This window comes from Streptomyces sp. NPDC014861 (assembly GCF_043081625.1).
Taxonomy (GTDB): domain Bacteria; phylum Actinomycetota; class Actinomycetes; order Streptomycetales; family Streptomycetaceae; genus Streptomyces.
In genome coordinates this window covers 106108-119450 of record NZ_JBIBWV010000017.1, presented here as the reverse complement: position 1 = coordinate 119450, position 13343 = coordinate 106108, and the positions used below count along the sequence as shown (strand labels likewise).

Below are 13343 nucleotides of genomic sequence, written 5' to 3'. Positions count from 1 at the left end.
ATTGAGATAGTTGATGACTGAGAAAGATTTGGGGAGATCTTCATGTCCACACCCGCGCGCTGGGTGAGCAGGCTGCTGCCCCTGCTGGTGCTCGTCGTCTGGCTCGCCATCGGAGGAGGGCTCGGCCCCTACGCGGGGAAGCTCGGCGAGGTGGCCACCAACGACCAGGCCGCCTTCCTGCCCCGTAGCGCCGAGTCGACCCAGGTCCTCCAGGCGCAGGAGGCCTTCCGCCAGGAGGAGACCCTCCCCGCCCTGGTCGTCTGGACCGCCGACGGCGGCGGCCCCGTCGAACCCTCCGCGCAGGCGGCCGCCACTCAGGCCCTCGCCTCCCTCAAGGGCACCGAAGGAGTGGTCGGCGCACCCTCGCCGGCCCTGCCCTCCGAGGACGGCGAGGCCCTGCGCGGCATCGTCCAGCTCCGCCCCGACCTCGGCGAGGAGCTGCCCGCCACCCTGGAGCGCATCGAATCCGCCGTCTCCGCCGTGCCCGGGACGGAGACGTGGCTGGCGGGTCCCGCCGCGACCCAGGCCGACCTCGGCGACGCGTTCGCGGGCATCGACGGCCTGCTGCTGATGGTCGCCCTGGTCACGGTCCTGGTGATCCTGCTCCTGGTCTACCGGAGCGTCCTGCTGCCGCTGCTGATCATCCTCGGCGCCGTCTTCGCCCTCGGCCTGGCCTGCGCCATCGTCTACGTCCTCGCCGACCACGACATCGTCCGGGTCGACGGCCAGGTCCAGGGCATCCTGTCGATCCTGGTCATCGGAGCGGCCACCGACTACGCCCTGCTGCTCGCCGCCCGCTACCGGGAGGAGCTGGCCGCCCGCGAGGGCGCGCGGGTGCCCGCCATGCGCGCCGCCCTCAAGCAGTCCTTCGGGCCGATCGTGGCCAGCGCCGCCACCGTCGCCCTCGGCCTGCTCGCGCTGCTCTTCAGCGACCTCACCAACAACCGCGCGCTCGGCCCCGTCGGAGCCATCGGCATCGTCTGCGCCGTCCTGAGCGCGGTGACGTTCCTCCCCGCCGTCCTGGTGCTGCTCGGCCGCGCCGCGTACTGGCCCGCCCGGCCCAAGGCCACGCCCGACGGCGAGGCGGCCCACCCGGTCTGGCGGAAGATCGCCGCCCTCGTCGACCGCGCCCCGCGCAAGGTCTGGGCCGGCTCCCTCGCCGCCCTGCTGGCCTGCGCCGCCTTCTCCTTCACGCTCGACTCCAAGGGCGTCCCCTTCGACGAGATCTTCGTCAAGGACGCCCCCTCCGTCGCGGCCCAGGAGCGCCTGAGCGAGCACTTCCCGGGCGGCGCGGGCAACCCCGCCGTCGTCATCGCCGACGCCGACGCCGCGGAGCGGGTGCGGACGGCCGCCGAGGGCGTCGACGGAGTCGACTCGGCGACCCTCTTCGCGACCCCCGGCACCTCGCGGCCGCTCGTCGCCGACGGGCGCGTCCGCATCGACGTCACCCTCACGGACGCCGCGGACTCCGACGCCGCCAAGGACACCGTCGCGGCCCTGCGCACCACCCTGCACACGGTCCCCGGCGCCGACGCCCTCGTCGGCGGCTCCACCGCCCAGCAGTACGACACCCAGGTCACCGCCGAGCGGGACCGCAAGCTCATCGTGCCCGTCGTACTGGTCATCATCCTGGTCATCCTGGTCGGCCTGCTGCGCTCGCTGCTGCTGCCCGTCCTCCTGGTGGCGACGGTGGCCCTCAACTTCCTCGCCACCCTGGGCGTCTCCGCCCTGGTCTTCGAGCACGTCTTCGGCTTCACCGGCACCGACGCGGCCGTGCCCCTGTACGGCTTCGTCTTCCTGGTCGCCCTCGGCGTCGACTACAACATCTTCCTGATGTCGAGGGTGCGCGAGGAGACGGAACTGCACGGCACCCGCGAGGGCCTGCGCCGAGGACTCGTCGCCACCGGCGGCGTCATCACCTCCGCCGGCGTCGTCCTCGCCGCCACCTTCGCGGCGCTGGGCGTGATCCCGCTGGCGTTCCTCGTCCAGATCGCCTTCATCGTCGCCTTCGGCGTCCTGCTCGACACCCTCGTGGTCCGTTCGCTCCTGGTGCCCGCGCTCGTCCGGGACATCGGCGCCCGGGTCTGGTGGCCCGGCGCGCTGCGCCACCGGCCCTGAACCCCGGGGCGGCCGGTCGGGTGACCGGCCGCCCCGGGTCGGCGGGACGGTCGCGCATCCGGCGCGCCGGAGAACGGGGAACCGCGGATGCAGGAGTACCGTCCGGGTGCCCCGGAACGGCGCCCCGCGTACGTGACCGGGGCCGATCAGGGAGAGAGCGCGATGACCGTCGCCGTGGTTCTGTACACCTCCGACCTCAGGGTCCACGACCATCCGCCGCTCAGGGCCGCCGCCCAGGGAGCGGAGGAGGTGGTACCGGTCTTCGTCCGCGACCCGGCCGTCGACCGCACCGGTTTCGCCGCCCCGAACCGGCTCGCCTTCCTCGCGGACTGCCTGGAGGACCTCGACCGGGCACTGGCGGAGCGCGGCGGCCGCCTCGTGGTCCGGGACGGCGACACGGTGGCCGAGGTACGCGAACTGGTGCGCCGGACGGAGGCCGACGAGGTCCACATGGCCGCCGGTGTGACGGCCTTCGCCCGGCGGCGGGAGGCCCGGCTGCGCGAGGCGCTGGAGGAGGACGGCCGCCGCCTGTACGTGCACGACGGCGTGATCACCGTCGTCCCGCCCGGCGACGTCCTGCCGCAGGGATCGGACCACTTCGCGGTCTTCACGCCCTACCACCGGCGCTGGGCCGCCCAGCCGCTCCGGACCCCCTTCGCCGCCCCGAGGAAGCTCACCGTCCCCTCGGACGTGCGCTCCGAGCGCGTCCCGCGGCGCTCCGACGTCGCGGACGTCTCGCCGGACCTCCCCGCCGGCGGCGAGAGCGAGGGCCGCAAGCGGCTCGGATCGTGGCTGACGGCCCACGTCGACACGTACGAGGAACGCCACGACGACCTGGCCGGTGACGTCACCTCCCGTCTCTCGCCCTACCTCCACTTCGGCGCGGTCTCCGCGACCGAGGCGGTGCACCGGGCGGCCAAGCGGGGCGGGGCGGGCGCCGACGCGTTCGTACGGCAGCTCTGCTGGCGCGACTTCCACCACCAGGTGCTCGCCGCGCGTCCCGAGGCGTCCGGCGCCGACTACCGCTCCCGCCCGGGGCGCTGGCGGGAGGGGCCGGACGCAGAGGCGGACCTCGCCGCCTGGCGCGAGGGCCGCACGGGCTACCCCGTCGTCGACGCCGCCATGCGCCAACTCGCCCACGAGGGCTGGATGCACAACCGGGGCAGGCTGATCACGGCCTCGTTCCTGTCGAAGACGCTCTGCGTCGACTGGCGCGAAGGGGCGCGCCACTTCCTCGGCCTGCTGGTGGACGGCGACGTCGCCAACAACCAGCTCAACTGGCAGTGGGTGGCGGGCACCGGCACGGACACCCGCCCCAACCGCGTCCTCAACCCCGTGGCGCAGGCCAAGCGGTACGACCCCGACGGCGCGTACGTACGCCGCTGGGTCCCGGAACTCGCGGGCCTGGACGGGGCCGCCGTGCACGAGCCCTGGCGGCTCACCGGCCTCGACCGGGCCGCCTACGACTACCCGGAACCGCTGGTCGAGCTCTCCGAGGGGTTGGAGCGCTTCCGGCGGCTCCGGGGCTCCGCCGCCTGATCCGCGCGCTTATCGATGCGGAAACGATGCGAGTTGTGGCGGGGGGTGCGTCGGCCGGACCGTGAAGTGGTACGGGGTCGCTCAGGTCCCGGAGCCGCCGCTCCCGCAGCGACGGCGGCACACCCGGTGGACACACGCGCCACCGCACGGAGGAGGAAGCGCCATGACCGCACCCCGGACGACCGCGGAGCCCGCCGGCCCCACCGGCCCCGCCGCCTCCGTGTCCGCGCCTTCCGACGCCGTTCACTCCGCCGTGTCCGCCCCCTCGGTCGTCTCCCCGGCCGCCTCGCCGGCCGTCTCCTCGGCCGACGACGACCGGATCGCCCGCGGTCTGGTCGGAGGCGACGAGCAGTGCCTGGCCGCCGCCTACCGGCGCTGGGGCCGCTTGGTCCACACCCTGGCGGCCCGTGCGCTGGGCGACCCGCGCGAGGCGGAGGACGTCACCCAGCAGGTGTTCGTCGCCGCCTGGCGGGGCCGGGCCAATTTCCGCCCCGAGCGGGGCACCCTGCCCGCGTGGCTCACCGGCATCACCCGGCGCAAGATCGCCGACGCCCTGACCGCCCGCACCCGCCGCACCGAGCTCGCGGCCACCCTCGGCGCCTCCCTGGAGCACGAGGACCGGGTGGACGAGGAACCCGAGCGGGTCCTCGACCGGATGCTCGTCACCGAGGAGCTGTCCAGGCTGCCCCGCGTCCAGCGCGACGTCCTGGAGCTCGCCTACTTCGCCGACCTGACCCAGACCCAGATCGCCGACCGCACCGGCATGCCGCTCGGCACGGTCAAGAGCCACGCCCGCCGCGGCCTCCAGCGCATGAGGCACAGCCTCGAACTCGCCGGCGCCGGCGCCCCGGCCGTGCGCTGACCCGGTAGGCGGTCGGTGCGACCGTACGCTGCCCCGGCCGACGCTCCGGCCGTGTGCTGACCCGGCCGTGCGCTGCCCCGGTCGGCGCCCTGGCGGTGTGCTGACCCGGCCGTACGTTGCCCCCGGCCGGCCGTCGGTGCGGCCGCCCGTCGACCTGGCTGCCCGCCGGCTCGGCCGCTCGCCGGCCCCAGCCCCCGGCCAGCCCGGCCGCTCGCCGATCCGGCTGCCCGCCGACCTGTCCGCGCGCCGACCCGGTCGGCCGGGCAGGAGGCGCGTCAGGCCCCGGAGCCTCCCGCCGGCTCCGCGTACAGCCGGGAGACCAGGCCGATCGCCTCCCGCAGGCCGGAGGGCCGGGCCATGCCGGGAGCGGGTGTCCGGCCGAGCCAGCCGGGGCCCGCGAGCAGCACGAGCGGAGTCCTGCGCGCCCCCCGCACACCGAACGCCGTCCCCGCCACGTGCCGCGCCAGGGCGTGGTCGGCGGTGGACCGCGCCTGGGACCAGAGGGCCACGGCGGCGGGACCCGACCGCCGCACCGCCGCGTCCAGGGCCTCCGCCGGCACGGCCGCGCCGAACATCCGGATCGGCAGCCCCTGCTCGGCGAGACCGGCCGTCAGCGCCTCCAGCGGCAGGGTGTGCTGCTCGGCCGGGACGCAGGCGAGGACCACCGGGGGGCCCGCGGAGGGTTCGGCGTGCCCGGCCACGGTGGCCCGCCGCAGCGCGGTGGAGATGTGCCAGGAGAGCAGGTGCTCCACCTCGACGTACCGGTCGTCGGACGACTCCCACTTCCGGCCCACGGCGTGCAGCGTCGGCGCCATGACCTCCTCCCAGGCGGTGACGAGCCCGTACCGTGCGAGGACCTCCTGGAGCAGTCCCTCCACGGCCGGGCCGTCCAGGCGCACCGCGGCGCGCGCGAGACCGCGGCACTCCTGCCGCACGGCGCCCAGCGGCAGTCCGCTGCCCGCCGCCGCCCGCCCCGGGGCGGGGGCGTCGTCCCTGTCGGCCACGCCCGTGGTCCGCGCCCTGAGCGCGGACCGGGCCGCCTCGGCCGGCGGGACGCCCGAGGCGGTGAGGCGGCACATCTCCTCCAGCATCGCGACGTCCCCGGGGCCCCAGCGCCGGTGGTGCCCGTCCGGGCGTGCGGCGGGCCCGATCCCGTAACGCCGGTCCCAGGAGCGCACGGTCGTCGGGGAGACCCCGAGACGCCGCGCCAGGGCGCCGGTGGTGATCCCGTGCGATGCGTCCGACATGCCGCCACCCTACGTCGGGAGAACGGTGCGCGAACGATGCGAGAAGCCGGCCGGAGCGGCCGATCGCGGCGCGGGCGGACGCCCGGAGCGCGCGGCGCAGGCGGCCGAACGCTGCCGTTCGCGTCAACATCAGGCCGATTCCATTCGAAAACCCTCGTACAGCACGGGTGTTGCGGGGTGCTGTTCACATGGGCGCATTACTCTTCGTTGACCCGCCCTTGGGCTTGCTTTGGTGAATTCCCGTGAAGATCCGACCGGAGGATCAGGGAGGAGAGCGTCCACGATGCCGTCCGTCCGTACGCCTCTCCCCCTGCGCACCGCCCTCCTGCTCTTCCTCGCCCTGATCTGCGGCACCTGCGCCCTCTCCGCCCCCGCCGGGCCGACCCCGTCCGGGTCCGCGCCCCGGCTCCAGCAGCCCCGGGTCCAGCAGGCCGCACCGGTCGCGACGTACGAGTCCGGGCACACCGGGGGAGGCGAGGCCGACGCACCCCGGGGCACCGTCCTCCACGGCGACCGGCGGAGGGCGGTGCCCGCCCCCACCGGCGCCCCGGGCCCGCAGCCGCTCGTCACCCGCGCCGCCACGCCCGACCCGGACCCGGGGGCCGGCCGCACGGGCGGACCGGACTCCCGGCCGAGACCGCTCGCGGGCCACGACCCCTCCGCCCTCCAGGTCTTCCTCTGCTGACCGGCGCCACACCCCGCGCCGACCTGTCAGCCCGACGCGCCCCCACGCGCGCCAGGAGGAAACCTTCATGCAGCCCCTCATCGACACCGCCCGCCGATCCGGACAGCGCCCTGAGGAGTCAGCCCCACGAGAGCACCGCACCGGACCCGACGCCTGCGAGGCGCCGTGATGACCGACCTCCGGACGCCCCGCTCCCTCCCCTTCCCGCGACAGGACCTCGCCGCCTCGCTCGTCGTCTTCCTCGTCGCCCTCCCGCTCTGCATCGGCGTCGCCGTCGCCTCCGGCGTCCCCGCCGAACTCGGCCTCATCACCGGCATCGTCGGCGGCATCGTCACCGGACTCATGCGGGGCAGCAGCCTCCAGGTCTCCGGCCCGGCCGCCGGACTCACCGTCCTCGTCCTGGAGGCGGTCCGCGCCTTCGGCCTCCCCGCGCTCGGCGTGATCGTGCTGGCGGCCGGCGTCCTGCAGATCGTCATGGGGCTGCTGCGCTGGGGCCGCTGGTTCCGCGCGATCTCCCTCTCCGTCGTCGAGGGCATGCTCGCGGGCATCGGCCTGGTCATCATCGCCGGACAGCTCTACGCCGCGGCCGGCCTCACCGCCCCGGCCTCCGGCCTCGACAAGCTCATCGGCCTCCCGGGAGCCCTGGTCGAGGCGCTCGGCAGCCGTACCGCCCTCGTGTCGCTCGCCCTCGGGGCCGGCACCGTCCTCGTCGTCGTCGGCTGGCGGCGGATGCCGCGCCGGGCCCGGGCCGTGCCCGGCGCCCTGGTGGCGGTGCTCCTCGCGGCCCTGGCGACCGCCGCGTTCGGCCTCCCGGTGGAGACCGTGCGGGTGAGCGGGGTGCTGGAGGCCGTCCACCTCCCGGGAGCCGAAGCCCTCTCCTCCCTCGCCGACCCGGCCCTCCTCGGCACGGTCCTGGCCTTCGCCCTGATCGCCTCCGCCGAGTCGCTGTTCAGCGCGGCGGCGGTCGACCGGCTCCACTCCGGCCCGCGCACCGACTACGACAAGGAACTCCTCGCCCAGGGCTCCGGGAACGCCCTGTGCGGCCTGCTCGGCGCGCTGCCCCTCACCGCGGTCATCGTGCGCAGCTCGGCCAACGTCGAGGCCGGTGCCCGGACGAAGGCGTCCCGGGTCCTCCACGGCGTCTGGCTGCTGCTCTTCGTCGCCCTGCTGCCCGCCGTCCTCGCGTACATTCCGCTGGCGGCGCTGGCCGGGATCCTGGTGCACGCGGGCTGGAAGCTCATCCCGTTCAAGGGGGTCGCGACGCTCTGGCGCCGTCACCGGGGCGAAGCCCTCGTCCTCGTGGCGACGGCGACGGCGATCGTCGCGGTCGGCATGTTCGAGGGCGTCCTGATCGGACTCGTCCTGTCGGTGGCCAAGGCCGCCTGGGAGGCCTCGCACCTGCGCATCGAGCACAGTGACGACGGGCGCGACGCGGTGCGCGTACGGCTCCAGGGGACGATCACCTTCCTGAGGCTGCCCCAGATACTCGACAGCCTCGAAGCCCTGCCCAGCGACCGCCGCGTGGTGCTGGACCTCTCCGGTATCCACCACCTCGACCACGCCTGCCGGGCGGCGCTGGAGACCTGGGCGGAGCGGCACGGCGGCGCCGACGCCGAGGCCGTCCGCGCCAGCACGGCTCCGGACCGGCACGAGGGGGCGGAACCCGGCTCCGGCCGGTGAGCCCGCGGGGGACGGCGGGCGCGCACCCGTCGTCCCCCGTACCCACCGTGGGGCGGGCCGCGTCACGGCGCACGGCCGCACCGTGCGCACGGCTCGTGGGCGCCCGCCCCGTGGTGCCGCTGCCCATGGGCGACGCCGTGGCGCGCCGCCCGAGGGCTTCGCGCCGCCTCAGGATCCGTCGGAGGCCCGCTCGGGCTCGCCCCAGCCAGGCAGTTCGTCCGGGCCGGGCACCGTGCCGGTGAGCCGGACCCGGCCCTCCGCGTCCGTGCGGACGGTCAGGGTCTGTCCCCGCGCGGTGGCCGAGACGGGTCCCCGGGCGGTGATCGCGGTCAGGGCCCGGCTGCCGGCGGCGAGGTAGTAGCGCGCCCCGGACGGCGCCGTCCAGTACGCCCCCGCCAGCAGGTGCTGGCCGAAGCGGCTGCATGCCGCCGTGTCCGAGGGCGGCGGACCCGACGCCGGTACCGGCGTCGGCCGGTCGCCCGCGCCCGGCCGCTCCCAGGCCACCGCCACGCGGGCGCGTCCGTCCCAGCCCTCCGCGCGCGTGCAGGTCCAGGTGGCGCGTCCCGCCCGCTCCGGCAGGTCCTGCTGGGCGAACTCCCACCGGTTCACGGCGCGTACGCCGGTGCCCCGCAGCTCCGGCAGCGCGCAGGCCGAACGGGCCCAGGCGGCGAGGCCCGCCGCCGACGTCGCCTCCCTCGGCTGGCGCGCGGGGGCTCCGGTCCCCGGCGCCGGGGTCCACGTGAGGTGCGCGGCGACGGGCTCCCCGAGGTCGGCCAGCAGGAACGAGTGGTCCTCGACGATCCTGGTCGACGAGCGCACCTGCAACGCGGGCACGGTGCGGCAGTCGCCCGGCGCCTGCGGTACGGGGTCGGTGACGCCGTCCCGGGAGACGTCCAGGGGCCGGGCGGGCACCTCGGGCCGGCGGAGGTCGCGCACCGCGCTCTCGTCGATCCAGGGGGCGAGCAGGAACCTCGTTCCGAGTGGTGTCCTGCTCACCGCCACGGCCGCGCCGCTGGTCACGTCCGCGTCGTCCGCCCGGGCCAGTTCGAGCACCGCCCCGGGCCGGCCGGTCAGCGGCTCGGCGTACCGGACGAGCCGGCCGCCGTCGTGCAGGAGGACGACCGCGGAGTCGTCGACCGGGCCGGCGAAGAGCAGCCGGGCCGGCGCGACGGGCGGGGTCGCCGGCGTCCCCGGTGTGGCGGTGACCCGGATGCCCGTACGGTCCCCGGAGCCGCGCGCCCAGGCGTCGAGGGCGCGGGACAGCAGCGCCTTGTCCCCGGTCCCGGCCCCGCGCGCGGGCCACACGGTCAGATCGACGCGCGCGGTGTCGGCCCACAGCTCGGCGGGGGTACGGAGCAGGAGCGCGGGGTCGGCCGCGCGGGCGGACGCCAGGGTGAGCGGCGTGACGGGCGGCTCGGGCGGAGGCGGCGCGGGACGCGGGGTCAGCACGGCGGCCGTGGTCGCGGCGAGCAGCAGGGTGACGGCGAGGGCGGCCATCCGGCCGCGGTGTCGGCGGCGCAACAGGTCCGTCGGCCGCGCCTGGACGGTGCACGGGTCGAACTCGACGCCGTGCAGGAGCGACTCGGCGTCGGCGCCGAGTGTGGCGCGGAGGCGTTCGGCGGTGCGGAGGGCCTCGTCCGGCCGGCGCGCGCCCGCGGCGGCGAGGAGGAGGACGGTGGGGTCGGCGGTGAGTCCTTCGAGGACGCGGAGGGCGAAGGCGGCCCGTACCTCGGGGTCCACCTCGGTCAGCGCGGCCTCCAGCGCCGTCTCGTCGTCGCCGCCGGCCCGGGGGAAGACCCTCAGTCCGAGGACGGCGGGGAGCGGGGTCCGTCCGAGGGACCACCGGGGACGGGCGGCGGCCCGCAGTGCGGCGGACACGACGCGTTCCCGCAGCCAGGCGAGGACGGGTCCCTGCTCGCCGCGCGGCGCGGGCACGCGCGGACGCGGGCGCGACGGGCCGGCCGCCGCGAGGGACCTCTGCACGATGGCATGAGCGGCGACCACGCGGCGGTGCCGGCCGAGGGCGGGCGGGAGGATCAGGTGGGCGAGCCTGACGAGCCGCGGATAGTGCTCGACGAGCGCCGCCTCGGCGTCGCTCCGGCCGGGGCGAGGGGGCGCGGCGGGGGGTATGCCGCTGCCGGGCAAGGTGTCGTACGACTGCATGACTGTGCCAACGAGGGGTCCGCGCATCGGTCACCCCGGACGGGTGCGCTGGGAGTCCCTCCCGGCGCCCCCGGCGCATCCGGCGCGACCGCCCGTGCGCGGGCGCCGCCACGCGCGCGTGGCGGGGGGCGACCTGTGGGGTCGGCGGGTCGGTGGGGTCGCCCGGGGCGGCGGGGGCCGAGGGGTCGGTGGGGGCTGAGGGGGCGGCGGGCTCCGAGGGGTCGGCTGGGCCGGGGGAGTCCGAGGAGGCGGTGGGAGGGAAGGCTGGTGACCTGTCGTCACCGGTGGGCGTCGGCCGGATCGCGCCCGGGATCGGTCGGTCTGTCGGTCTGTCGGTCCGTTGGTCCGTCGGTCCGGTCGGGTCGGTTCGGTGGGCTCGGCGGTGGCGGCCCTCGATGGGGGCCCGCAGGGGTCGGGATCCGATGGCGGCCCACAGCGCCGGGCACCGATGGCGCCCCACAGCGTCGGCCACCGCGTCGGCCCGCAGTGTCGGTGGGCGCTCCTAGGGTGGCCGTGTGACTCGTGACACCCGGCCGCTGGCCGTCTTCGACCTCGACAACACCCTCGCCTGGACCGCCCACCGGCAGCACTTCCTGGAGCAGAGGCCCCGGGACTGGGACGGCTTCTTCGCGGCGGCGCCCGACGACCCGCCGCTGGCGGAGGGCGCGGCGCTCTGCCGGTCGGCGGCCGAGGAGTGCCAGGTGGTGTACCTGACCGGGCGTCCGGAGCGGTGTCGGCGGGACACGCTGGACTGGCTGGCGGCCCAGGGGCTTCCGGAAGGGCCGGTCCACATGCGCCGGCACCGCGACTTTCGGCCCGCCCGGGTCACCAAGGTGGAGATCCTGCGGCGGCTCGGCGCGGACCGGGAGGTCCGGATGCTGGTCGACGACGACACGCTCGTCTGCGACGCGGCCGAGGCCGCGGGCTTCCCGGTGGTCCGCGCCGACTGGGCGTCCTCCTCGGAGGCGCTGCGGGAGGCCCAGGAGCGCGAGGGCAGGACCTGAGCCGCCGGCACACGCGCGTGCCGGCGGGCCGGTGTTGGGGCGGACGCCGGGTCAGGCGTCCTCGTCCAGCCGGAAGCCGACCTTCAGTCCGACCTGGTAGTGCTCGATCTGCCCGTCGACCAGATGGCCGCGCACCTGCGTGACCTCGAACCAGTCGAGGCCGCGCAGCGTCTGCGAGGCGCGCGCGATGCCGTTGCGGATGGCCTGGTCGACGCCCTCGGTGGAGGTGCCGACGATCTCGGTGACGCGGTAGGTGTGGTTCGACATGGAGCGGGACTCCTCTCGGTGCCCCCGGCGGGGGTTCCCTCCACCGTGCCCCAGGGCACGGCACCGCGCGACACGGCGAGGGCGGTCCGCCACCCTTCGCCCGTACCCGTGGGTAACAGTGCCGATTGTCCCGCCCGCTCCGGGAACGGGATGGTCAAGGACTTGACCACTCGGTTGGTCCAGACCAGAATCCAGGCCACATACCCGCGCGAACACCCCGTTCGGTCCCCCCACGTCGGGTCAGCTCCCCATGCCGCACCACCGCGTGCTGAACCGAAGGTGACCTCCGTGAAGAACCGCTTGCTCGCATGTCCCCTGGCTGCCGCCACCGCACTCGCCCTCGCGGGCTGCGGGCTGTTGCCCGGGACCGGGGGCGAGAGCCGCACGGTCGACATATGGCTCATGCGGGACAGCGTCAGCGAGGACTTCCTGAAGCGCTTCACCGAGGCGTACGAGGACGAGCACGGCGACGTCGAGCTCAACGTCACCATCCAGGACTGGACCGGCATCGGAAAGAAGGTCACCGAGGCCATCAAGGGCGGCGGCGGACCGGACCTCATCGAGGTCGGCAACACCCAGGTCGCCCAGTACGCCGACACCGACCGGCTCTACGACCTCACCCTGGAGTCCGTCCGCGACCTCGGCAGCGAGGACTGGCTGCCCGGTCTGGCCGAGCCCGGCAACCTCGGCGGCTCGCAGTACGGCATCCCCTGGTACGCCGCCAACCGCATCGTGATCTACAACAAGGACCTCTTCAGCGCGGCCGGCGTCACCGACCCGCCCGCCACGCGCGCGGAGTGGCTCCAGGTCACCGAGAAGCTGAACCGCCAGGGCTCCCAGGGCATCTACCTGGCCGGCCAGGACTGGTACACCCTCGCCGGCTTCATCTGGGACGAGGGCGGCGAGCTCGCCGTCGACGAGGGCGGCCTCTGGACCGGCGCCCTCGACTCCCCCGAGGCCCTGCGCGGCATGGACTTCTACAAGTCGCTCCAGTCCCTCGGCTCGGGACCGAAGAACGCCGACGAGCAGAACCCGCCGCAGGCCGAGGTCTTCGCCCGCGGCGACGTCGCCCAGATCGTCGCCGTGCCCAGTGCCGTCTCCGCCATCGTCAAGGCCAACCCCGCCCTCAAGGACAAGCTCGGCTACTTCCCCATCCCGGGCAAGAAGGCCGGTACTCCGGGCGCGGTCTTCACCGGCGGCTCGGACCTGATCATCCCGGCGAACGCCCCCGACCGCAGCGCCGCCCTCGACGTCGTCAAGGCGCTCGCGGGCGAGAAGTGGCAGACGGAGCTGGCCCGCGCCATGGGCTACGTGCCCAACAAGAAGGGCCTCGCTTCCGTGGTCTCCGGCCAGGAGGCGACCGCCGCCATGGCCGCCGGCGCGGCCAACGGCCGCGCCACCCCGAACTCCCCCCAGTGGGCCGACGTCGAGGGCGACAACCCCATCAAGCCCTACATGACCGCCGTCCTGGACGGCGAGGACCCCAAGAAGGCGGCCCGCACCGCCTCCGAGGCCATCACCGACTCCCTGGCCGAGTAGAGAGCCGCGGCACCTCGGACGAGTAGAGCGCCGCGACACCTCGGCCGGGTGGACCGCCGCGACACCTCGGCCGGGTGGACCGCCGCGACACCTGCCCGGCCGAGCAGAACCTCGGCGGCGCCCCCGGACGGGGGCGCCGCGGAGCATTCAGCCTTCCCACACCCGCGATCCCCCGGCCGGTCATGTCGAATCCAGCCGACGACGGAAGAAACGAGGGGCCGGACCGCACCGCTCGCGGA

The 13343-nt window shown here is 75.6% G+C and carries 10 protein-coding genes; 7 read left to right on the top strand and 3 right to left on the bottom strand.

Annotated elements, in window-relative coordinates; translation table 11 throughout:
- The first annotated feature begins 42 nt into the window (after positions 1-42).
- The 3 genes from ACF1BN_RS27540 to ACF1BN_RS27530 all read left to right on the top strand — a co-directional run bounded on the left by ACF1BN_RS27540 (position 43) and on the right by ACF1BN_RS27530 (position 4519).
- Positions 43-2118, top strand: a complete 2076-nt coding sequence (locus ACF1BN_RS27540) for an MMPL family transporter (RefSeq protein WP_392334284.1) — start codon at positions 43-45, stop codon at positions 2116-2118.
- 162 nt (positions 2119-2280) lie between these two features.
- The gene (locus ACF1BN_RS27535) at positions 2281-3657 is read left to right on the top strand and encodes a cryptochrome/photolyase family protein (RefSeq protein ID WP_392334283.1); all 1377 of its coding nucleotides are present in this window, start codon (positions 2281-2283) and stop codon (positions 3655-3657) included.
- 163 nt (positions 3658-3820) lie between these two features.
- Positions 3821-4519, top strand: coding sequence for a sigma-70 family RNA polymerase sigma factor (locus ACF1BN_RS27530; RefSeq protein ID WP_392334282.1), 699 nt, complete (start codon positions 3821-3823; stop codon positions 4517-4519).
- Positions 4520-4794: 275 nt separating this feature from the next.
- On the opposite strand, the gene ACF1BN_RS27525 is transcribed toward ACF1BN_RS27530, so the two are convergent.
- Positions 4795-5766 (bottom strand): MerR family transcriptional regulator, encoded by a 972-nt coding sequence (locus ACF1BN_RS27525; protein ID WP_392334281.1) that lies wholly within the window; start codon positions 5764-5766, stop codon positions 4795-4797.
- A gap of 283 nt (positions 5767-6049) precedes the next feature.
- Here ACF1BN_RS27525 and ACF1BN_RS27520 point away from each other — a divergent pair, with 283 nt between their 5' ends.
- Together ACF1BN_RS27520 and ACF1BN_RS27515 are read left to right on the top strand one after the other, a co-directional pair.
- Positions 6050-6451, top strand: a complete 402-nt coding sequence (locus tag ACF1BN_RS27520) for a hypothetical protein (RefSeq protein ID WP_392334280.1) — start codon at positions 6050-6052, stop codon at positions 6449-6451.
- 168 nt (positions 6452-6619) lie between these two features.
- Positions 6620-8131: a SulP family inorganic anion transporter gene (locus ACF1BN_RS27515; protein ID WP_392334279.1), complete on the top strand. Its 1512-nt coding sequence runs from the start codon at positions 6620-6622 to the stop codon at positions 8129-8131.
- A gap of 168 nt (positions 8132-8299) precedes the next feature.
- Here ACF1BN_RS27515 and ACF1BN_RS27510 read toward each other — a convergent pair whose 3' ends face one another.
- On the bottom strand, positions 8300-10294 hold the full coding sequence (locus tag ACF1BN_RS27510) for a hypothetical protein (RefSeq protein WP_392334278.1): 1995 nt from the start codon (positions 10292-10294) through the stop codon (positions 8300-8302).
- A 515-nt stretch (positions 10295-10809) separates the two neighbouring features.
- Here ACF1BN_RS27510 and ACF1BN_RS27505 point away from each other — a divergent pair.
- Entirely contained in the window at positions 10810-11298 is a 489-nt protein-coding gene (locus ACF1BN_RS27505) for a hypothetical protein (protein WP_392334277.1), read from the top strand.
- 51 nt (positions 11299-11349) lie between these two features.
- Here the strand turns inward: ACF1BN_RS27505 and ACF1BN_RS27500 are convergent, their stop codons facing one another.
- Positions 11350-11565, bottom strand: a complete 216-nt coding sequence (locus ACF1BN_RS27500; RefSeq protein ID WP_392334276.1) for a dodecin — start codon at positions 11563-11565, stop codon at positions 11350-11352.
- 288 nt (positions 11566-11853) lie between these two features.
- On the opposite strand from ACF1BN_RS27500, the gene ACF1BN_RS27495 reads away from it, so the two are divergent.
- Positions 11854-13104 carry an extracellular solute-binding protein gene (locus ACF1BN_RS27495; protein WP_392334275.1) on the top strand — a complete coding sequence of 417 codons (1251 nt, stop codon included), beginning with the start codon at positions 11854-11856 and terminating at the stop codon, positions 13102-13104.
- Positions 13105-13343 lie beyond the last annotated feature (239 nt).